Source organism: Halobacterium sp. BOL4-2, from assembly GCF_016917835.2.
Lineage (GTDB): Archaea > Halobacteriota > Halobacteria > Halobacteriales > Halobacteriaceae > Halobacterium > Halobacterium salinarum.
The window spans coordinates 1,953,486-1,970,980 of sequence record NZ_CP070332.2 but is presented as its reverse complement, the minus strand read 5'-3'; the positions used below and the strand labels follow the sequence as shown (position 1 = coordinate 1,970,980).

Below are 17,495 nucleotides of genomic sequence, written 5' to 3'. Positions count from 1 at the left end.
TGGGCAGACGAGTGGGTAACACGACCGAGCGCAGGGCAAAAGGTCGGGCTTAAGTGCCTCCGCGGGATACTCGGCTGTATGACGAACGGCAAGTACGCCGCTCGCAAACTCAAGAAGGACCGCCAGCAGCGCCGGTGGTCCGATTCTGAGTACGCGCGGCGAGAGCGGGGCCTCGGTAAGAAGTCCGACCCCCTTGAGGGAGCCCCACAGGGGCGTGGCATCGTACTCGAGAAGGTCGGCATCGAAGCGAAGCAGCCGAACTCCGCGATCCGGAAGTGTGTTCGGGTGCAGCTCATCAAGAACGGCAAGCAGGTGACTGCGTTCTGCCCCGGTGACGGTGCGATCTCGTTCATCGACGAGCACGACGAGGTCACCATCGCCGGGATCGGTGGGGCGAAAGGTCGCGCGATGGGCGACCTCTCCGGTGTCAACTACAAGGTCGAGAAAGTCAACGGCGTGAGCCTCATCGAACTGGTTCGCGGGAACGCTGAGAAGCCGGTGCGATAACACATGAGCGACGAGCAACCAGCCGAAGACGAGACAGAGGAGGCAGCCGCCGAATCCGAGGACACCCAGGAGGTCGCGGCGAACGCGAAGCTGTTCGGGAAGTGGGACGTCGCGGAGATCCACTACGAGGACCCGAGCACGCGGCGCTACCTCGCAGTGACGCCGGTCGCGCACACGATGGGGCGACACGCCCAAAAGCAGTTCAAGAAAAGCGAGATCTCCATCGTGGAGCGACTCGCCAACCGCTTGATGAAGACGGGCGCGAACGCCGGGAAGAAACAGCAGGCACTGAAGATCGTTCGTGACGCGTTCGACATCGTCCACGAGCGAACCGACGAGAACCCCATTCAGGTGCTCGTGAGCGCCGTCGAGAACGCGGCCCCGCGGGAGGAGACCGTGCGCCTGAAGTACGGCGGGATCTCGGTCCCCCAGGCCGTCGACACGGCACCGCAGCGCCGCGTCGATCAGGCGCTGAAGTTCCTCGCGGACGGCGCGCATTCGGCGTCGTTCAAGACGCCCACCGACGCCGCGGAGGCGCTTGCCAATCAGCTCGCTGGCGCGGCGGACTACAACGTCCAGACGTACGCCATCGGCCAGAAAAAGGAGAAAGAACGCGTCGCTGCAGCGGCACGCTGACGCGGGCGGGTTTCGATTTTCGCCGAGTCGGGTGATTCCGCTTGGCGCGCTCTCGGGTGGACAGCGACGCGTGGTCAGTCGGCGGCGGGGCCCGTGGTGGTGGTCTGGGCGTCGGCGTACGTGCGGATCGTATCGACGAGGCCGCGCCGGCAGTCACTCTCGTCGGGGTCGGGGCCGAGCGTGGCGAACCGGCGGCGGAACCCGTCGACGTCGATCTCGGGGGCGTCCTGGCCGGCCGCGTGTGCGAGGTCGTACAGCCGGTGGTCGCCGGGAATGGCGTCGTGGCGTTCCAGGAGTGCGAGTGCGAACGCGGCGTTGACCGCGGTCATCGAGGGGTCGGCGCCGGCGGTGAGTCGGTGGCCGACCTGCTGGCGGTCGGCCGGCTGGTCGGCGATGGCGGCCGCGAGCTCGGATTCCAGGAACGAGCGGAGTTTGTCGGTGGGGCCGACCGAGAGCGTGATGTCGTCGGCGTAGATGTCTTTGACGTGGTTGGCGATCTGGTAGCAGTGGGTGAGCACGCGCTGTTCGACTTCGCGGCCGGTGAGCGCGAGAAACAGCACTTCGTCCATCGAGAGGGTGTGGCTGGGGTGGCCGCGTTCGTGGCGGTGCATGTGGGCGAACTCGTGGAGCGCGAGCTCGCGGGCCATCACGGAGGTTGCGGCCTGCTGGGAGATGTTGAGAACGTGGTGGTCGTCGTAGTGGCCGGCCCAGGTTCGCTCGTCGGGGTTCGACCGGATGTGGACGTCGACCGGGAGGTCGAGGTCGTGGCTGGGTTCGAAGACGTCTCGGGCGCTGAAGAAGGGGGCAGCCGGGCCAGCGCCGGACACACGAATCTCCATGGTAATAGTTCACAGCGGAGTGGTGACAAAGACTCTTACGCCCCCAGCAGGCCCCGCGTCCTCCGAAGTCGGTGGTCGGCGGGCAACGACCGCCCGGAACCCGACGCGTTCCGGGGTGACACCACGCGTCTCGGGTGCCATGCGACCGGCAAAGCACTATCCTTTTGAACCCGCTGGCAGTATGAATGTCCAATGGGCCGACGAAAGAAGATTGTCGAACAGTGCGAACGGCTGATGGACAACCCGGAGCAGATCCGGAACATCGCCATCGCCGCGCACGTCGACCACGGAAAAACCACCCTCACTGACAACCTGCTCGCGGGGGCGGGGATGATCTCGGAGGACACCGCCGGCCAGCAGCTGGCGATGGACACCGAGGAGGACGAACAGGAACGGGGCATCACCATCGACGCCGCAAACGTCTCGATGACCCACGAGTACGAGGGCGACGACCACCTCATCAACCTCATCGACACGCCGGGCCACGTCGACTTCGGCGGTGACGTGACCCGCGCGATGCGCGCCGTCGACGGCGCGCTCGTCGTCGTGGACGCCGTCGAGGGCGCGATGCCCCAGACGGAGACAGTCGTTCGGCAGGCGCTCCGCGAGGGCGTCAAGCCGACGCTGTTCATCAACAAAGTCGATCGCCTCATCTCGGAGCTCCAGGAGGGCCCCGAGGAGATGCAGGAGCGCCTGCTCTCGGTGATCGGCGACGTCAACGAGCTCATCCGCGGGATGACCGAGGAGAAAGACGACATCGAGGACTGGACGGTGTCCGTCGAGGACGGCACCGTGGCGTTCGGGTCCGCGCTCTACAAGTGGGGCGTTTCGATGCCGTCGATGCAGCGCACCGGCATGGACTTCGGGGATATCATCGACCTGGAGCGCTCGGACAAGCGCGAGGAGCTGCACGAGCAGACGCCGCTGGCCGACGTCGTGCTCGACATGGTCGCCGAGCACTTCCCGAACCCCATCGACGCGCAGCCCCGCCGTATTCCGACCGTCTGGCGTGGTGACGCCGACTCCGAGATCGCGGAGTCGATGCGCCTCGTCGACGAGGACGGCGAAGTCGTCCTGATGGTGACCGACATCGGTGTCGACCCGCACGCCGGCGAGATTGCGGCTGGGCGCGTGTTCTCCGGCACCCTCGAGAAGGGCCAGGAGCTGTACGTGTCCGGGACGGCCGGCAAGAACCGCGTTCAGAGCGTCGGGATCTACATGGGCGGCGAGCGCGAGGAGGTCGACGAAGTCCCCGCAGGCAACATCGCCGCGGTCACCGGCCTCAAGGACGCCATCGCCGGTTCCACCGTCTCAAACGAGGAGATGACGCCGTTCGAGTCCATCGACCACATCTCCGAGCCGGTCATCACGAAGTCCATCGAGGCACAGAACATGGACGACCTCCCGAAGCTCATCGAGACGCTGCGACAAGTCTCGAAGGAGGACCCCACGATCTCCATCGAGATCAACGAGGACACCGGCGAGCACCTCATCTCGGGGCAGGGCGAACTCCACCTGGAAGTCCAGACCCAGCGCATCGAGCGCAACCAGGGCATCCCCGTCACGACTGGGGAGCCGATCGTCGTCTACCGTGAGACGCCGACCAGCGACTCCCAGGAAGTCGAGGGCGTCTCGCCGAACCGCCACAACAAGTTCTACATCACCGTCGAGCAGCTCAGCGACGACGTGCTCGAGGAGATCCGCCTGGGCGAGGTGTCGATGGACATGCCCGAACAGGAGCGCCGCGAGGTCCTCCAGGAGGCGGGCATGGACAAGGAGACGTCACAGGACGTCGAGAACATCATCGGGCGCAACATCTTCATCGACGACACGAAGGGGATTCAGCACCTCAACGAGACGATGGAGCTGGTCGTCGACGGCCTCACCGACTCCCTGGAGGACGGCCCGCTGGCGGCCGAACCCGTCGAGGGTGCGCTCATCCGCCTGCACGACGCGCGCCTCCACGAGGACGCCATCCACCGCGGTCCGGCGCAGGTCATCCCGGCGACTCGGGACGCCGTCCACCGCGCGCTCATCGACGCCGACATCCGGCTGCTGGAGCCGATTCAGGACGTCCGCATCGACGTCCCGTCCGAGCACATGGGCGCTGCGTCCGGCGAGGTGCAGGGTCGGCGTGGTCGCGTCGACGACATGTACCAGGAAGGCGACCTCATGGTCGTCGAGGGCATCGCACCGGTCGACGAGATGATCGGGTTCTCCAGTGACATCCGCTCGGCGACCGAGGGGCGGGCGTCCTGGAACACCGAGAACGCTGGGTTCCGCGTCATGGCGGACAACCTCCAGCGGGAGATCATCATGGAGATCCGCGAGCGCAAGGGCATGAAGACGGAGCTGCCCGAGAGCATCACGCACTTCTAATCCGTTCTCGCGGGGGGTTCGATTTCGTGGCGCGTCGACGGCCGGTCGCGCGCTCGGCGACGCCGGCAGGAGTTGACTCGGCCGAAGCGTTATAACAGCCAGCAGTCCGACTGCAACTCATGTTCGCAGGCGGACGCGATCCGAGCTGCGGGGTCGGCACCGAGCGACTGCAGTCCGGCTCGTGGCCGACAACACGCGTCCGGCGGGGTGCCACGCAGGGGGTGGGGTGGCCGTGACCGCGCCCGCGGATCGGACCCACGTGCTCCGACTGGAGCTTGCCGACGAGCCCGGCGCGTTGCTGGCTGCGCTTGCGCCGATCGCGGACGCAGGGGGGAACCTGCTGTCGGTCCTCCACGAGCGCGGATCGGTGACGCCGCGCGGCCGCATCCCCGTGGAGGTGACCGTGGAGTGTCAGCCCGACCGGTTCGAGACGGTGGTGGGGGCGTTGGAGGACGCGGGCGTCACCGTCATCGACGCCACCGCGGAGCGCTACGCGGACGCGGTGACGGTGCTGCTGGTGGGGGATCTGGTGGCCACTGATCCGTCCGAGCTGCTCGCGTCCGTCGAGGAGTGTGGGGCTGCGTCGGTAGTGGAGTTCACGTTGACCGACGAGCCAGGGGTGGGCCACGAGGCGAGTGCGCGCCTCCGGATGGGGGTGGCTGATGGTGCAGCCGAGCGCACGCTGGCGGCCGTGCGAGCGGTGGCCGCCGAGGCGGGCGTCCGCGTGATCGAGCCGCTGGCGGGTGATCGGCGATGAGACTTGCCGTCATGGGGGCGGGAGCGGTCGGGCAGGCGGTCGTCGACCAGGCCGCGTCCCACGGCCACACCGTGGTTGCGGTGGCGGACTCGACGAGCGCGGTCGTCGACGGTTCGGGGGTGGACACGGCGGCGGTGTGTGCGCGCAAGCGCGACGCGGCGAGTGAGATCGGGACGGGAGCGCCGAGTGACGCGTTGACCGCCGACTACGACGTGCTCGTGGAGGCGACGCCGACGACGCTGGGGGACGCCGAGCCCGGTTTCGGGCACGTCGAGCGCGCGCTGAGTGCGGACCGTCACGTCGTGCTCGCGAACAAGGGCCCGGTCGCCGAGCGCTACGCTGGGGTGTGCGAGCTGGCGGCGGCGAGCGCGGGCAACCTCCGGTTCGAGGCGACTGTTGGGGGTGCGATCCCCGTGCTGGCGACCATCGAGCGCATCGGCGCCGGCCGCGTGCGTGCTGTCCGTGGCGTCCTGAACGGGACCGCGAACTTCGTGTTGTCGCGGATGGCGGCGGCGGGACTGGGGTACGAGCACGTCCTGGCGGAGGCACAAGAGGTGGGGGTCGCGGAGGCGGATCCGACGTTTGACGTGGACGGCACGGATGCGGCGCTGAAGTGTGCGATCCTCGCGAACGTGATCGGCGACCGTGAGTACGACCTCGACGGCGTCAGCGTCGACGGGATCACGGGGGTGGCCCCGTCGGCGCTGGAGCTGGCCGAAACCGACGGGCAGACGATACGGCTGATCGGGGAGGTGGGGCCGGATCACGTGCGGGTCGGGCCGCGGTTGGTGCCGGCCAACGGGACGCTTGCGGTGTCCGGGACCACGAACATCGTGCAGTTGGAGACCGAGCACGCGGGGCGGCTGAACCTGTCCGGACAGGGTGCTGGCGGGGCGGCAACGGCGTCGGCGGTGCTTGCGGACGTCGATCACATCGCCGACCAACAGTAACGCCGGTTTCCTGACAAAAATTCCCAGCGGCGTGGTACTGCAAGGCATGGTATCAGCGACTGTCGCGGCTGATCCCTGGTCGCGTACCGAAATGGTTTTAATGCGAACTGACGAATAGACTTCACAGAGCGCGTCTTCAGCGCATTATCCGAATATGAGCGACAACCGCCACCAGAACCTGGCCGTCATCGGCCACGTCGACCACGGCAAGAGCACGATGGTCGGGCGCCTCCTCTACGAAACGGGGAGCGTACCCGAGCACGTCATCGAACAGCACAAAGAAGAGGCCGAGGAGAAGGGCAAGGGCGGCTTCGAGTTCGCCTACGTCATGGACAACCTCGCCGAGGAGCGCGAACGCGGTGTCACCATCGACATCGCCCACCAGGAGTTCACCACCGACGAGTACGAGTTCACTATCGTCGACTGTCCTGGCCACCGCGACTTCGTGAAGAACATGATTACGGGTGCGTCCCAGGCCGACAACGCCGTCCTCGTCGTCGCCGCTGACGACGGTGTCGCGCCCCAGACGCGAGAGCACGTCTTCCTCTCGCGAACGCTTGGCATCGACGAGCTCATCGTCGCTGTCAACAAGATGGACGTCGTCGACTACGACGAGTCCAAATACAACGAAGTGGTCTCCGGCGTCAAGGACCTCTTCGGGCAGGTCGGCTTCAACCCCGACGACGCGAAGTTCATCGCGACCTCCGCGTTCGAGGGCGACAACGTCTCGGACCACTCGGACAACACACCGTGGTACGACGGCCCCACCCTCCTGGAGGCCCTCAACGGGCTTCCGGTGCCACAGCCGCCGACGGACGCCGATCTCCGGCTCCCGATCCAGGACGTCTACACGATCTCCGGGATCGGTACCGTTCCCGTCGGACGCATCGAGACCGGTGTGATGAACACCGGCGACAACGTCAGCTTCCAGCCCAGCGACGTCGGTGGCGAGGTCAAGACCATCGAGATGCACCACGAGGAAGTGCCGAACGCGGAGCCCGGTGACAACGTCGGGTTCAACGTGCGCGGCATCGGCAAGGACGACATTCGTCGCGGCGACGTCTGTGGTCCGGCCGACGACCCGCCGTCGGTCGCCGACACCTTCCAAGCACAGGTCGTCGTGATGCAGCACCCGTCGGTCATCACCGCCGGGTACACGCCGGTCTTCCACGCGCACACCGCACAGGTCGCGTGTACCATCGAATCCATCGACAAGAAGATGGACCCGGCGTCCGGCGAGACCCAGGAGGAGAACCCGGACTTCATCCAGTCCGGCGACGCAGCGGTCGTCACCGTGCGCCCGCAAAAGCCACTCAGCCTCGAGCCGTCCTCGGAGATTCCGGAACTCGGCTCGTTCGCCGTGCGCGACATGGGTCAGACCATCGCGGCCGGGAAAGTTCTGGACGTCGACGAAGCCTAATCCATGCAGCAGGCACGCGTTCGTCTCGCCGGCGTCGATCCCGACGACCTCGACAACATCTGTGGCGAAGTCCAGGAGATCGCGGACAAAACCGGCGTGAAAGTCTCCGGTCCGGTCCCGCTGCCGACGAAGACCCTCGAAGTGCCGTCCCGGAAGTCCCCTGACGGCGAGGGGACCGCGACCTGGGAGCACTGGGAGATGCGCGTCCACAAGCGTCTCATCGACATCGACGCGGACGAGCGCGCGCTCCGCCAGCTGATGCGGATTCAGGTTCCCAACGACGTCAACATCGAGATCGTCCTCGAAGACTGAGCCGCCACCGTGGCCCCGTGAGGGCCGTTTTCGGCTCGCGTCGTCTTCGATGTTCGACCTCGCCGCGCGGTCGTTTCTGCGCGGTCGCGGGCTCGTAGATCAGCGGTAGATCGCTTCCTTCGCAAGGAAGAGGCCCTGGGTTCAAATCCCAGCGAGTCCATCCTTCTCCCATCCCATCGCCCACCAGCGCCGCCATTGTTCGGCACTGGGCCGCACACGCCGCCCGCAGTTCACAGCCGAGTGGCCCAGGGGCTACGACGTGGTGAACGTGAAGTGATCGCGGTGGCCGCTGGCGTCGACGACGACCCGGGTCTCCGTGTTCGGTGCCAGATCAACAGTCACCTCCACGCGCAGCAGCGTGCCCGGCCGCCAGGTGTCAGCGTTCGCGCTCACGACCGCCGTACTCGCGGGTGTTTGATACTCCCCATCGACGAGCACAGTGATGTCTCTGGGGTCGCTCAGGGGCGTGCTGTCCCCCGTGTTCTTCACGAGGATCGTGAGCGTATCCGTGGTGTCGTTGTAGACGCTGTTCGGCGCACCCGGATCGCTGACGACGCTGAACGCGGTGTTGGCGTGTGCGGCGTCGGTGTCGGCGGCGTCGTTGACGCTGTCGCCGATGATGGTGGCACTGTCCGTGAGCGCACCGGCGAGCGCGGCCGAGAACAGGATCGCGGCGATAAACAACACGAGGTGGGCCGAGGAGACGGAGGCCATCAGTCGCTCACCCCTGTTGCCGCGGGTCGTGCCATCGTTGTTGTTCTGCAACCCGATCGGCTTGAATGTTCGTTCGCGCGCGACATCGCACGCCCAGCGTCACGCTAATGCATACCGTTTGACAAGCTTTACATTCCACCGTTGACACGCTTGCGGTAATGACTGGCATGGGAGGGGAATGCCGACCACGGGAGGCAGACGCTGTGATCGTGACCGAACCGGATGTCACTGCAGTCGACGCGGACCCACGCACGGCTTCGACGGCCGTCGGTGTGACCTACGCCTTCGACGCCGAGACCTGGATTCGCCGGTGGGGCGCGAACAAGGACCGCGTCGCCGCAGTGACCGCCGGCAGTGGGGACGTGCGCACCGCGACCGCGCGCTCCTCGCCCGCAGCGCACACGGACGCCGCCCCGATTCAGCTTCCGGCCACGCCGCCGAACGGCTGCGACATGGCCACGGTTGGCGTCATCGTCCACGCGTATCTGGGTGCGTGGGAAACACACGACCCCACGGTGTATCTCGACGGACTCGAACGCAGCGTGGCTGTGACCGACCCTGAAGCGGTGTTTCGATTCCTCCACGCGCTCGTGGCTCGGGCGCGAGCCGTCGACGGCCGGCTCGTCGCCTCCATCGCGGCGCACGATCTGCCCGCGGACACGGTCAAGACGCTCCTCCCGCTGTTCGACGAGCGCGTGTGACTACTCGCCAGGACGGGTGTCCGTGCGCTCGTGCTGGTAGCTCCCGTCGTAGGTGTTTTCGTGGTCTCCGGTCGCCAACACGAGCTGGGCGACGCGTGCGCCACGCGCGATCGTGATCTCGTGGTGCACCTCGAACAGGCCTTCGCCGCGGCCGGTGTACCCGGCGTCCCACACGGCCGAATGCAGCATACAGGAGTTCCGCATCAGCGACGACCGTGGATAGACGAACCCAACGTGGTTCTCGGGGATGGTGATGGTCTCCGCGTACTGGAGGATGTACGTCCCGGGTTGGATCGTGACCGTGGTGTCGGTGCTGTCCTCGTCGGCGGTCGGCGTGACCGGGCTGCGGTCGCCGATGGTTTTGCCGTCGGTGTCGATGCGCCCGGGCTCGGTCTGTTCGAGGACGGCATCGACTGTGAGGTCGACCCCGTTCGGCTGGATCTGATCGTCGGCAACCGGCTCGACGTGGTCGGCGACGAACGCCCCCCGTTCGTACATGCCTGCCGTTCGGTGGGGCCGCCTGGAATCGGTTTCGATTCCACTCTTCGCCTGTTCATTTCAATTTATAACTATATAAATCACAGTTTCTAGCGAAAAATATTAAGTAAGTGTACACTGTTCTGGCGAGTGGGATGGCAGACAATACCAACGTCACGAGGCGTAGTTTCCTGACCGCGACCGGTGCGGCCGCCGGGTCAGTCGCACTGGTCGGCGTCAGCGCCGGGGAGTCCGACGACCCCTGGAACTCCGACCGCAGCGAGTACATCGTCGGCGTGTCCAACGTCGAAGACGACCCACAGCAGCACGTCGAGCAGTATCTGCAGGGCCAAGAGCAAGTCGGCAGCGTGCAGGAACGGCTCAACACCGCCGTTGTGGGCCTGCCAGCCGACGCCCCCGAGTCAGTGCGCAAGCAGTTCGTCGACCGACTCGAATCGCGTGACACAATCAAGTACGTCGAGCAGAACGTCGAACTGCAGGCACAACTCGTGCCCAACGACCCACGCTTCGGCGATCAGTACGCCGACCAGCAGGTCAATGCCCCCGAGGCGTGGGACACCACGACCGGCGATGCAGGCGTCACGATCGGCGTCGTCGACCAGGGTGTAAAATACGACCACCCGGACCTCGACGGCAACATCGACCGCTCGGTGTCCAACGGTGGCCGCGACTTCGTCGACGACGACGGCGACCCGTATCCGGACTCGCTGAACGAGGAGATCCACGGCACGCACGTCGCCGGCATCGCCGCTGCCGAAGTCAACAACGGCAACGGCGTCACCGGGATCGGGAATTCGAGCGTGATCGCCGGCCGTGCTCTCTCCGAGCGTGGCTCCGGATCCACGGCGGACATCGCCGACGCAATCACGTGGGCGGCCAACGAGGGCGCTGACGTCATCAACCTCTCGCTCGGTGGCGGCGGATACACGAACACGATGCAAAACGCCGTCACGTACGCGGCCAACCAGGGCGCACTCGTCGTCGCCGCGGCCGGCAACGACGGGAGCGGCTCGGTCTCGTACCCCGCCGCGTACGGCGGTGTGCTCGCCGTGAGCGCGCTCGACCCCGACGAGTCGCTGGCGTCGTACTCCAACTACGGGCCGAAGATCGACCTGGCCGCCCCCGGGACGAACGTGTTGTCCACGTGGACGGCAGACGACTACGAATCGATCTCCGGCACGTCGATGGCCACACCCGTTGTCGCCGGCGTCGCGGGGCTCACGCTCGCACAGTGGGAGCTCTCGAACGCCGAACTCCGCAATCACCTGAAGGCAACCGCCGTCGACATCGGGCTGTCCGACCGCCAGCAGGGCGCTGGTCGCGTCGACGCCGCCAACGCCGTCAACACCGATCCCGGCTCCGGTGGCGGCGGCGGTGGCGGTGGCGGCGGCGACTCGACGTCGTCGAGCGTCTCCGGCTCGCTGCGCGGCCGTGGGGACAGCAACTGCTGGTCGTTCTCCTACGAGTACAGCAACCCGAGCCAGGTCGTCATCGAACTCGATGGCCCGGGGAACGCGGACTTCGACCTCTACGCGAACACGAGCACCAACGCCTGTCCGACCACGTCGAGCTACGAGTTCCGGTCGTGGACGACCGGCTCCCAGGAGTCGATCACCATCGACAACCCGGACACGTCCGTGGATCTGAACGTGCTCGCGTACGCTTACAGCGGCCGCGGTGACCTCACCGTGACCGTCACCGAGTACAAGTAATCGACCGGACGCGATTCTGACTGTCCTCGCCGGGGGGCGTTCCCCCGGTGCTGCGTTCTTTTGTGGGTTGTGCACATGACTCAATTAAGGACGCTCCGTGTGTATTAGGACGGACGCTAACGCCTGAAACACACGGGATTTATAATCGTAGACGGACCATTTTAGGTCGCTATGGGACAGACGCTTACCGAAAAAATTCTCGATGACCACCTCGTCGAGGGCGACCTCCAGCCCGGCGAGGAGATCGGCATCGAGATCGATCAGACGCTCTCCCAAGACACCACTGGGACGATGGTCTGGCTGCAGTTCGAGGCACTCGAAATGGACGAAGTCCAGACCGAGCTCGCCGCGCAGTACTGCGACCATCAGACCTACCAGTTCGACTTCAAGAACACCGACGACCACCGCTTCCTGCGGTCGGCCGCCGGCACCTACGGCGCGTATTTCTCCCGGCCTGGCAACGGCATCTGCCACAACGTTCACAAGGAGAACTTCGCCGCGCCCGGCAAGACCCTGCTCGGGTCCGACAGCCACACGCCGACCCCCGGCGGTCTCGGCCAGCTCGCCATCGGCGCGGGCGGCATCGACATCGCCGTCGCGATGGGCGGCGGCGCGTACTACGTCGAGATGCCCGAGGTCGTCAACGTCCGGCTCGAAGGCGAGCTCCCCGAGTGGGCCACCGCCAAAGACGTCATCCTCGAGCTCCTGCGCCGCCTCTCCGTGAAGGGTGGCGTCGGCAAGGTGCTCGAGTACACCGGGCCTGGCGTGGAGTCGCTGTCCGTCCCGGAGCGAACTACCATCACGAACATGGGCACCGAGCTCGGCGCGACGTCCTCGATCTTCCCGACGGACGACCGCACCGAAGACTGGCTCGCCCGGTTCGACCGCGAAGACGAGTTCGTCGACCTCCAGGCCGACGCCGACGCCGAGTACGCCGACGAGATCGTCGTCGACCTCTCGGATCTCGAACCGCTCATCGCAGAGCCGTCGATGCCCGACAACGTCGTCCCGGTCCGCGAGGTCGCGGGCCAGGAGGTCGAACAGGTCATGGTCGGCTCCTGCACGAACGGCGCCTACGAGGACGTCCTGCCGGCCGCCAAGATGCTGGAGGGCCGCGAGGTCTCCAAGCACACCGAGATGATCGTCGCGCCGGGCTCCAAGCAGGCCTCCGAGATGCTCGCCCGCGAGGGCTGGACGGCCGAGATGATGGCCGCCGGCGTGAACTTCAGCGAGGCGACGTGCGGTGCCTGTATCGGCATCGGTCACGTGCCGGCCTCCGATTCGGTGAGCCTCCGGACGTTCAACCGCAACTTCGAGGGCCGGTCGGGCATCGAGGACGACTCCGTGTACCTCTGCTCACCGGAGGTCGCGACCGCGTCGGCGATCGCCGGCGAGATCGTCGATCCGCGCGACCTCTCCGATGACCTCGGTGACCTCGAGGCCCCCGGCTTCGAGATGGGGACCTCGTACTCCGGCGGCTACGGGGCGGGCGACACCGACATCATCACGCCCGAGGAGTCCATCGACGACGACCTCATCAAGGGCCCGAACATCTCCAGTGTACCGGTCAAAGACCCGCTGGGTGCGGACGTACGTGGTGAGACCCTGCTGAAGATGCAGGACAACATCACGACCGACCACATCATTCCGGCGACCTCCGACATCCTGAAGTTCCGCTCGAACATCGAGCGGCTCTCGGAGTTCACCCTCTCGCGCATCGACGACACGTTCGCCGAGCGCGCGAAGGCAGCCGACAGCGGCGTGCTCGTTGCCGGGGAGAACTACGGGCAGGGGTCCTCCCGCGAGCACGCGGCGATGTGCCCGATGTTCCTCGGCGTGGAGTCCGTCCTCGCCCAGAGCTTCGCCCGCATCCACAAGGCGAACCTCTTCAACTTCGGGATCCTGCCGCTGAACATCGACGAGGAGACGTACGCCCGCATCGAGCAGGGCGACGACGTCGAGGTCGTCGACGACGTTGCGGCCGCCGTCGCGGACGGCCAGGAGGAGTTCACGGTCCGCGTGAACGACGACTGGGAGGCGACCGCCACCCTCGACGCCTCGGAGCGCGAGCGCCGCACGCTCGCCGCCGGTGGCAAGCTGTCGCTGACAAAGCAGCGCCACAGCGAGGGCTCGGGCGCCGCGCCCGCCGACGACTGACTGCCGGTAGTCGGTCCACAACGCGTTTTTCGACCACGTGCGTCGGCCGTAGGTGATAAACCCAACCGTGACGTATGCCGCGGTGTGACGGCGGTTCAACGCGGTGATCCGGACGTGTGGGTTCGGCAGGCGACGCGCGCGGACCTGCTCGCCATCGTTCGCATCGAGCAGTCCGTGTTCTCGCATCCGTGGCCGTACGCGGCCTTCGAGCGGCAGCTGGACACGGCCGGGTTCCTGGTGGCGGCCGAGCAGTCCGGGCTGGACAGCGTCGCGGGCTACGTCGTCGGGGACACCATTCCGGGCCACGGGCGGCCGCTCGGCCACATCAAGGACATCGCCGTGCGCTCCACGCGCCAGGGCGACGGCATCGGGCGGCTGTTGTTGTCGCGGGGGGTGGCGGCGCTGGCGGGGCAGGGCGCACACACCGTCAAACTCGAAGTGCGGGAGAGCAACGAGGTGGCTCGACACCTCTACGAGGAGTTCGGCTTCGAGTACATCCGGCGGCTTCCGGAGTATTACGCCGACGGGGAGGACGCCGGGGTCATGGCCGTGCGCCTGGCGGACCGTGACGGGTTTTAGCGGTGAGCCCGACGGGTGTGGTATGGGCTACCTGTGTCCGGTCTGCGGCGTCGAGACGGCCGACGGCGAGCACCTCGCGAACCACGTGGCGTTCACCGCCCTGACGCGGGGCGGCGACCACGAGGCGTGGCTCGACGAGCACGCCCCCGGGTGGGCGGACAGCGGCCCCGCGGAGCTGGCCGACACTGTGGTCGGCCACGCCACCGAGACCGACGCCGAGCCGGTGTCCGAGGCGCACACGCACGACGCGCCCGCCGGAGCGCGCGCTTCGGTCGACGCCAGCGCTGCCGACAGCGATGACGTGCTGGCGGAGGCGCGCGAACTCACGGCCGCGATGTACGCGTCGTCAGCCGACGACAACGGCGACTCCGAAAACGAATAAGTGCCGGCCGCCGGGAACGTAGGTATGACCGAGACGCGCGGCGTGTTCGCACCGGAGACAGTTGCCGACGCGAAAGCACGGTTCGAGGCGGTCGGACCCGCCGCCCAGGCAGTCACGAAAGCGACGGCCCGCGAGATGGAGTTCTCGAAAGCCGAGTACGACGACCGCGTCACCAGTAGCGTCGTCGAAACCGCTCGGGAGGCGGTGTTCGCGTCGCTGCTCGTGGTCGCGGTCGGCTCCTACGAGGAGTTCGCGGCGGCCCGCACCGAGCATCCCGACGCCGAGGTCGTCCAGCACGGCAGCCAGGACGTGGCCAACGCGGTCTGGCATTACGTGCCGTTCGCGGACGCGATCGTCGCGGCGACCTTCGAGGCGGAGGCGGACGCGGCGGTGGCGACGCTGCGGCGGATCGCGTTCGGCGAATACTACCGGGAGGCCGTGGAGTAAACCGTACACTCGGGCAGCCGAACCGCCGGCGCCCGGCAGCCCCCCTCACACGGGTGGTCGATGTGTTCGCGGAGCGCGGCCGCGGCGTCCGCCGACAGCGCGCCGCCCAGCTCATCGGCGGTGTCGGCGGGGAGGTCCAACTCGTCGGCGCTGAAGTGGTGTGCGAGACACCGCTTCCAGGCGAGCGTTCGGGCGATCCGCTCGCCGCGGTCTGTCAGTGTCGCGCCCTGGTAGCGCTCGTAGTCGACGAGGTCGCGCGCCGCGAGGTCACGGAACCGCTCGGTGACCGTGCTGGGGGAGACGTCGAGTTCGGCCGCGACGGCCCCGGTCTCCGCGCGGCAGTCCTCGACCGTCCCGACGACGAAGATGGCTGTGAGATAGCGATTGTCGGCCCGCGACACTGTCGCTGCTGGCATATATTCGTCTTCTCAGACTGACGTAAAAATCTGTGCCTGACGTGCGTGGGGCTTAGTAACTGGGTCGTGATGGTCGCCGTATGAGCCACGACTGGCCACTCGTCGAATCCCGCACCGAGTACGAGACGACCTGGTACGACGGCGGGTACGACCGCGTCGAACAGCCCGACGGCACCGAGAAACAGTACTACTGGGCTGACCTGCCCCCGGCAGTTGTCGTCGTCGCCGTCGACGACAACGACGTGCTCTTCGTCGACCAGTACCGTCCCACCATCCGCAAGCAGTGCATGGAGCTGGTCGCGGGCATCGTCGAGGAGGACACCGTCGACGCCACGCCGACCGACGCCGTTGCACCGCACCCAACCCGCGAGTCCTACGTTGCGGCGGGCCGCCGGGAACTCCGCGAGGAAACCGGCTTCGAGGCGGACACCGTCACGCTCCTGGAGGAGTTCTGGACGGCCACCGGCGTGCTCCGTCACAAGCGCGGCATCGTCTTCGCCGAGGACCTGACGGCGACCGACCGCGACCTCGACGACAACGAGTTCCTCTCCGTCGAGCGCGTCCCGGTCGCGGAGGCCCTGACGGTCGCACGCACGCCACCCGCCAACGACGCCACCATCGAGGGGCTGTTGCTGGCCGACGCCGACGGCCACCTGTAACCGCTCTCTTCGCCGACCGATTCACACTCCAAAGCGCGGCCCGGGGCGTGGCTGTGGATTCTGAAGGGAAACCGCGAAAAACACGCCGGGCCTACACCACACTGTATGACAGAGCTGACCGTCACCGACATGTCCTGTGCGCACTGCGAGCAAACCGTCACGGACGCGCTCACCGACCTGGACGGCGTCACGGACGCGACAGCCGACGCCGACGCCGACACCGTCAGCTACGAGGGGACCGCCGACACCGACGCCGTCGTCGCGGCCATCGACGACGCGGGGTACACAGTAGCGCCGTGACCCGGTCGCCACGACCGGAAGCCATACGTCCGCGGACCGCCGACCCCGAGGGGATGGACGGTGAACTCTCCGCGGACGACCTCGCGGCAGTGCTGGACGACGACGCGCTCCGGATCGTCGACATCCGGACCCCGCCGGCGTTCGCCCGCGGGCACATCCCGGGCAGCGAGAACATCCCCTTCCAGGAACTCCCCCAACGGGTCGACCAGCTGGCGGGCGCCGACCGCGTCGTGACAGTCTGCCCGCACGGCAAATCCAGCAAGCAGGCCGCCCGCTTGATCGCCTCCTACGAGGGCGTCAGCGCGGACACCCAGGTCGAGAGCCTGGCGTGTGGGATCGACGGCTGGCCGGGCGACCTCGAACAGTCCTCCGACACCGCCGCCGACGAAGGCCCCGAGACGGACGCCCCGTTCTGACGGCGGCCCGGTCCAGCCGCTGTGGCGTCGGCACCTGAACGAAGAAGCGAGCGTCGACGTGGGGTTAGGCGACGTTAAAGCCCTTGTTTCGGAGGAAATCCTCCACGCGACCCGAGTGGTTGCCCTGCAACTCGATTTCGCCGTCCTCGACGGTCCCCCCGCACGCGAACTTCGATTTGAGGTCCGAGGACAGGCTGTCGAGGTCGACATCCTTCGGGTCGAATCCTTCGATAACGGTAACTTCTTTCCCGTAGCGGCGCTCGTCGATGCGGATTTCGATTTGCTGGGACTCTTTGGCGACGTCTTCACAGACGCAGAGTTCCTCGGGCAACCCGCACGTCGAGCAGACTTCCGACATTACACGAACGGGTACGAAATCCGTATATTAAACACTATCGGCGACGAGACGGCACGCGGCTGTATTCGCCGCCGTCGACCGCCCACGGTGATCGGTGGGCGGGGGCCACGCGGTCCCGGAGGACTCAAGACGCCAGCCACCCCAGTCGACGTATGGTCTGGATCATCGACAACCTCGTCACGATGGTCGAACATTTCACGACGGCTGCCACCACCGACCCCCTCTCGGCGATCGGCATCCTCTTCGGCGCGCTGTTCGTGACCGCCGCCGCGGGCGCGTTCGGCGCGCTCGCCGTCGGGGGGCTGATTTCGCCGCTCGTTCCCGACTCCGCGACCACCCAGCAGCGCCGCTAACGT

The 17,495-nt window shown here is 66.9% G+C and carries 22 protein-coding genes and 1 tRNA gene; 18 read left to right on the top strand and 5 right to left on the bottom strand.

Going from position 1 to position 17,495, the window contains the following annotated elements; all coding sequences use genetic code 11:
• Positions 1-78 precede the first annotated feature (78 nt).
• Together JRZ79_RS23740 and JRZ79_RS23735 are read left to right on the top strand one after the other, a co-directional pair.
• Positions 79-507, top strand: a complete 429-nt coding sequence (locus JRZ79_RS23740; protein ID WP_010903993.1) for a 30S ribosomal protein S12 — start codon at positions 79-81, stop codon at positions 505-507.
• A 3-nt stretch (positions 508-510) separates the two neighbouring features.
• Positions 511-1,143, top strand: coding sequence for a 30S ribosomal protein S7 (locus tag JRZ79_RS23735; RefSeq protein WP_010903992.1), 633 nt, complete (start codon positions 511-513; stop codon positions 1,141-1,143).
• A gap of 74 nt (positions 1,144-1,217) precedes the next feature.
• Here the strand turns inward: JRZ79_RS23735 and JRZ79_RS23730 are convergent, their stop codons facing one another.
• The gene (locus tag JRZ79_RS23730) at positions 1,218-1,982 is read right to left on the bottom strand and encodes a DUF5781 family protein (protein ID WP_205252308.1); all 765 of its coding nucleotides are present in this window, start codon (positions 1,980-1,982) and stop codon (positions 1,218-1,220) included.
• A gap of 192 nt (positions 1,983-2,174) precedes the next feature.
• Here JRZ79_RS23730 and JRZ79_RS23725 point away from each other — a divergent pair, with 192 nt between their 5' ends.
• The 6 genes from JRZ79_RS23725 (at position 2,175) to JRZ79_RS23700 (ending at position 7,960) form a co-directional block, all read left to right on the top strand.
• Entirely contained in the window at positions 2,175-4,361 is a 2,187-nt protein-coding gene (locus JRZ79_RS23725; protein ID WP_010903990.1) for an elongation factor EF-2, read from the top strand.
• Positions 4,362-4,593: 232 nt separating this feature from the next.
• Positions 4,594-5,118 (top strand): amino acid-binding protein, encoded by a 525-nt coding sequence (locus JRZ79_RS23720; RefSeq protein ID WP_205252307.1) that lies wholly within the window; start codon positions 4,594-4,596, stop codon positions 5,116-5,118.
• Positions 5,115-6,068: a homoserine dehydrogenase gene (locus JRZ79_RS23715; protein ID WP_205252306.1), complete on the top strand. Its 954-nt coding sequence runs from the start codon at positions 5,115-5,117 to the stop codon at positions 6,066-6,068. Before JRZ79_RS23720 ends, JRZ79_RS23715 begins: the two co-directional genes overlap by 4 nt.
• 154 nt (positions 6,069-6,222) lie before the next feature.
• Positions 6,223-7,488 carry a translation elongation factor EF-1 subunit alpha gene (gene tuf / locus JRZ79_RS23710; protein WP_010903986.1) on the top strand — a complete coding sequence of 422 codons (1,266 nt, stop codon included), beginning with the start codon at positions 6,223-6,225 and terminating at the stop codon, positions 7,486-7,488.
• Positions 7,489-7,491: 3 nt separating this feature from the next.
• Positions 7,492-7,800 (top strand): 30S ribosomal protein S10, encoded by a 309-nt coding sequence (gene rpsJ, locus JRZ79_RS23705; RefSeq protein WP_010903985.1) that lies wholly within the window; start codon positions 7,492-7,494, stop codon positions 7,798-7,800.
• A gap of 88 nt (positions 7,801-7,888) precedes the next feature.
• Positions 7,889-7,960 (top strand) — tRNA-Ala (locus JRZ79_RS23700).
• Between the two features lie 92 nt (positions 7,961-8,052).
• Here the strand turns inward: JRZ79_RS23700 and JRZ79_RS23695 are convergent.
• Positions 8,053-8,514, bottom strand: coding sequence for a flagellin (locus tag JRZ79_RS23695; RefSeq protein ID WP_205252305.1), 462 nt, complete (start codon positions 8,512-8,514; stop codon positions 8,053-8,055).
• 158 nt (positions 8,515-8,672) lie between these two features.
• Between JRZ79_RS23695 and JRZ79_RS23690 the strand changes: the two genes are divergently transcribed.
• A complete protein-coding gene (locus JRZ79_RS23690) occupies positions 8,673-9,215 on the top strand; it encodes a hypothetical protein (RefSeq protein ID WP_010903919.1) in 543 nt (180 codons plus the stop codon).
• On the opposite strand, the gene JRZ79_RS23685 is transcribed toward JRZ79_RS23690, so the two are convergent.
• Positions 9,216-9,713, bottom strand: a complete 498-nt coding sequence (locus JRZ79_RS23685; RefSeq protein ID WP_010903920.1) for a deoxyuridine 5'-triphosphate nucleotidohydrolase — start codon at positions 9,711-9,713, stop codon at positions 9,216-9,218.
• 134 nt (positions 9,714-9,847) lie between these two features.
• Between JRZ79_RS23685 and JRZ79_RS23680 the strand changes: the two genes are divergently transcribed.
• From JRZ79_RS23680 to JRZ79_RS23660, 5 genes are all read left to right on the top strand, one after another.
• Positions 9,848-11,425, top strand: coding sequence for a S8 family peptidase (locus tag JRZ79_RS23680; protein WP_010903921.1), 1,578 nt, complete (start codon positions 9,848-9,850; stop codon positions 11,423-11,425).
• A gap of 171 nt (positions 11,426-11,596) precedes the next feature.
• The gene (locus JRZ79_RS23675) at positions 11,597-13,582 is read left to right on the top strand and encodes an aconitate hydratase (RefSeq protein WP_010903922.1); all 1,986 of its coding nucleotides are present in this window, start codon (positions 11,597-11,599) and stop codon (positions 13,580-13,582) included.
• An 84-nt stretch (positions 13,583-13,666) separates the two neighbouring features.
• On the top strand, positions 13,667-14,161 hold the full coding sequence (gene rimI / locus JRZ79_RS23670; protein WP_012289526.1) for a ribosomal protein S18-alanine N-acetyltransferase: 495 nt from the start codon (positions 13,667-13,669) through the stop codon (positions 14,159-14,161).
• A gap of 22 nt (positions 14,162-14,183) precedes the next feature.
• On the top strand, positions 14,184-14,543 hold the full coding sequence (locus tag JRZ79_RS23665; protein ID WP_205251295.1) for a DUF5810 domain-containing protein: 360 nt from the start codon (positions 14,184-14,186) through the stop codon (positions 14,541-14,543).
• Positions 14,544-14,567: 24 nt separating this feature from the next.
• Positions 14,568-14,990 carry a DUF5809 family protein gene (locus JRZ79_RS23660; RefSeq protein ID WP_010903925.1) on the top strand — a complete coding sequence of 141 codons (423 nt, stop codon included), beginning with the start codon at positions 14,568-14,570 and terminating at the stop codon, positions 14,988-14,990.
• On the opposite strand, the gene JRZ79_RS23655 is transcribed toward JRZ79_RS23660, so the two are convergent.
• Entirely contained in the window at positions 14,969-15,406 is a 438-nt protein-coding gene (locus JRZ79_RS23655; RefSeq protein WP_136360976.1) for a metal-dependent transcriptional regulator, read from the bottom strand. The genes JRZ79_RS23660 and JRZ79_RS23655 overlap by 22 nt on opposite strands.
• 80 nt (positions 15,407-15,486) lie before the next feature.
• On the opposite strand from JRZ79_RS23655, the gene JRZ79_RS23650 reads away from it, so the two are divergent.
• From JRZ79_RS23650 to JRZ79_RS23640, 3 genes are all read left to right on the top strand, one after another.
• Entirely contained in the window at positions 15,487-16,065 is a 579-nt protein-coding gene (locus JRZ79_RS23650; RefSeq protein WP_205252304.1) for an NUDIX hydrolase, read from the top strand.
• Positions 16,066-16,170: 105 nt separating this feature from the next.
• Positions 16,171-16,365 (top strand): heavy-metal-associated domain-containing protein, encoded by a 195-nt coding sequence (locus JRZ79_RS23645; RefSeq protein WP_136360978.1) that lies wholly within the window; start codon positions 16,171-16,173, stop codon positions 16,363-16,365.
• Positions 16,366-16,418: 53 nt separating this feature from the next.
• Positions 16,419-16,781, top strand: a complete 363-nt coding sequence (locus JRZ79_RS23640) for a rhodanese-like domain-containing protein (RefSeq protein ID WP_136360979.1) — start codon at positions 16,419-16,421, stop codon at positions 16,779-16,781.
• A 64-nt stretch (positions 16,782-16,845) separates the two neighbouring features.
• Here JRZ79_RS23640 and yciH read toward each other — a convergent pair whose 3' ends face one another.
• Entirely contained in the window at positions 16,846-17,139 is a 294-nt protein-coding gene (gene yciH / locus JRZ79_RS23635) for a stress response translation initiation inhibitor YciH (protein ID WP_010903930.1), read from the bottom strand.
• Positions 17,140-17,291: 152 nt separating this feature from the next.
• Between yciH and JRZ79_RS23630 the strand changes: the two genes are divergently transcribed.
• Positions 17,292-17,492 carry a hypothetical protein gene (locus JRZ79_RS23630; protein ID WP_136360980.1) on the top strand — a complete coding sequence of 67 codons (201 nt, stop codon included), beginning with the start codon at positions 17,292-17,294 and terminating at the stop codon, positions 17,490-17,492.
• The last annotated feature ends 3 nt before the right edge of the window (positions 17,493-17,495 follow it).

Coding starts and splice junctions, on each gene's coding strand:
- JRZ79_RS23740 (WP_010903993.1), top strand. CDS start 79: ATGACGAACGGCAAGTACGCCGCTCGCAAACTCAAGAAGGACCGCCAG.
- JRZ79_RS23735 (WP_010903992.1), top strand. CDS start 511: ATGAGCGACGAGCAACCAGCCGAAGACGAGACAGAGGAGGCAGCCGCC.
- JRZ79_RS23730 (WP_205252308.1), bottom strand. CDS start 1,982: ATGGAGATTCGTGTGTCCGGCGCTGGCCCGGCTGCCCCCTTCTTCAGC.
- JRZ79_RS23725 (WP_010903990.1), top strand. CDS start 2,175: ATGGGCCGACGAAAGAAGATTGTCGAACAGTGCGAACGGCTGATGGAC.
- JRZ79_RS23715 (WP_205252306.1), top strand. CDS start 5,115: ATGAGACTTGCCGTCATGGGGGCGGGAGCGGTCGGGCAGGCGGTCGTC.
- tuf (WP_010903986.1), top strand. CDS start 6,223: ATGAGCGACAACCGCCACCAGAACCTGGCCGTCATCGGCCACGTCGAC.
- rpsJ (WP_010903985.1), top strand. CDS start 7,492: ATGCAGCAGGCACGCGTTCGTCTCGCCGGCGTCGATCCCGACGACCTC.
- JRZ79_RS23695 (WP_205252305.1), bottom strand. CDS start 8,514: ATGGCCTCCGTCTCCTCGGCCCACCTCGTGTTGTTTATCGCCGCGATC.
- JRZ79_RS23690 (WP_010903919.1), top strand. CDS start 8,673: ATGACTGGCATGGGAGGGGAATGCCGACCACGGGAGGCAGACGCTGTG.
- JRZ79_RS23685 (WP_010903920.1), bottom strand. CDS start 9,713: ATGTACGAACGGGGGGCGTTCGTCGCCGACCACGTCGAGCCGGTTGCC.
- JRZ79_RS23680 (WP_010903921.1), top strand. CDS start 9,848: ATGGCAGACAATACCAACGTCACGAGGCGTAGTTTCCTGACCGCGACC.
- JRZ79_RS23675 (WP_010903922.1), top strand. CDS start 11,597: ATGGGACAGACGCTTACCGAAAAAATTCTCGATGACCACCTCGTCGAG.
- JRZ79_RS23665 (WP_205251295.1), top strand. CDS start 14,184: ATGGGCTACCTGTGTCCGGTCTGCGGCGTCGAGACGGCCGACGGCGAG.
- JRZ79_RS23660 (WP_010903925.1), top strand. CDS start 14,568: ATGACCGAGACGCGCGGCGTGTTCGCACCGGAGACAGTTGCCGACGCG.
- JRZ79_RS23655 (WP_136360976.1), bottom strand. CDS start 15,406: ATGCCAGCAGCGACAGTGTCGCGGGCCGACAATCGCTATCTCACAGCC.
- JRZ79_RS23650 (WP_205252304.1), top strand. CDS start 15,487: ATGAGCCACGACTGGCCACTCGTCGAATCCCGCACCGAGTACGAGACG.
- JRZ79_RS23645 (WP_136360978.1), top strand. CDS start 16,171: ATGACAGAGCTGACCGTCACCGACATGTCCTGTGCGCACTGCGAGCAA.
- JRZ79_RS23640 (WP_136360979.1), top strand. CDS start 16,419: ATGGACGGTGAACTCTCCGCGGACGACCTCGCGGCAGTGCTGGACGAC.
- yciH (WP_010903930.1), bottom strand. CDS start 17,139: ATGTCGGAAGTCTGCTCGACGTGCGGGTTGCCCGAGGAACTCTGCGTC.
- JRZ79_RS23630 (WP_136360980.1), top strand. CDS start 17,292: ATGGTCTGGATCATCGACAACCTCGTCACGATGGTCGAACATTTCACG.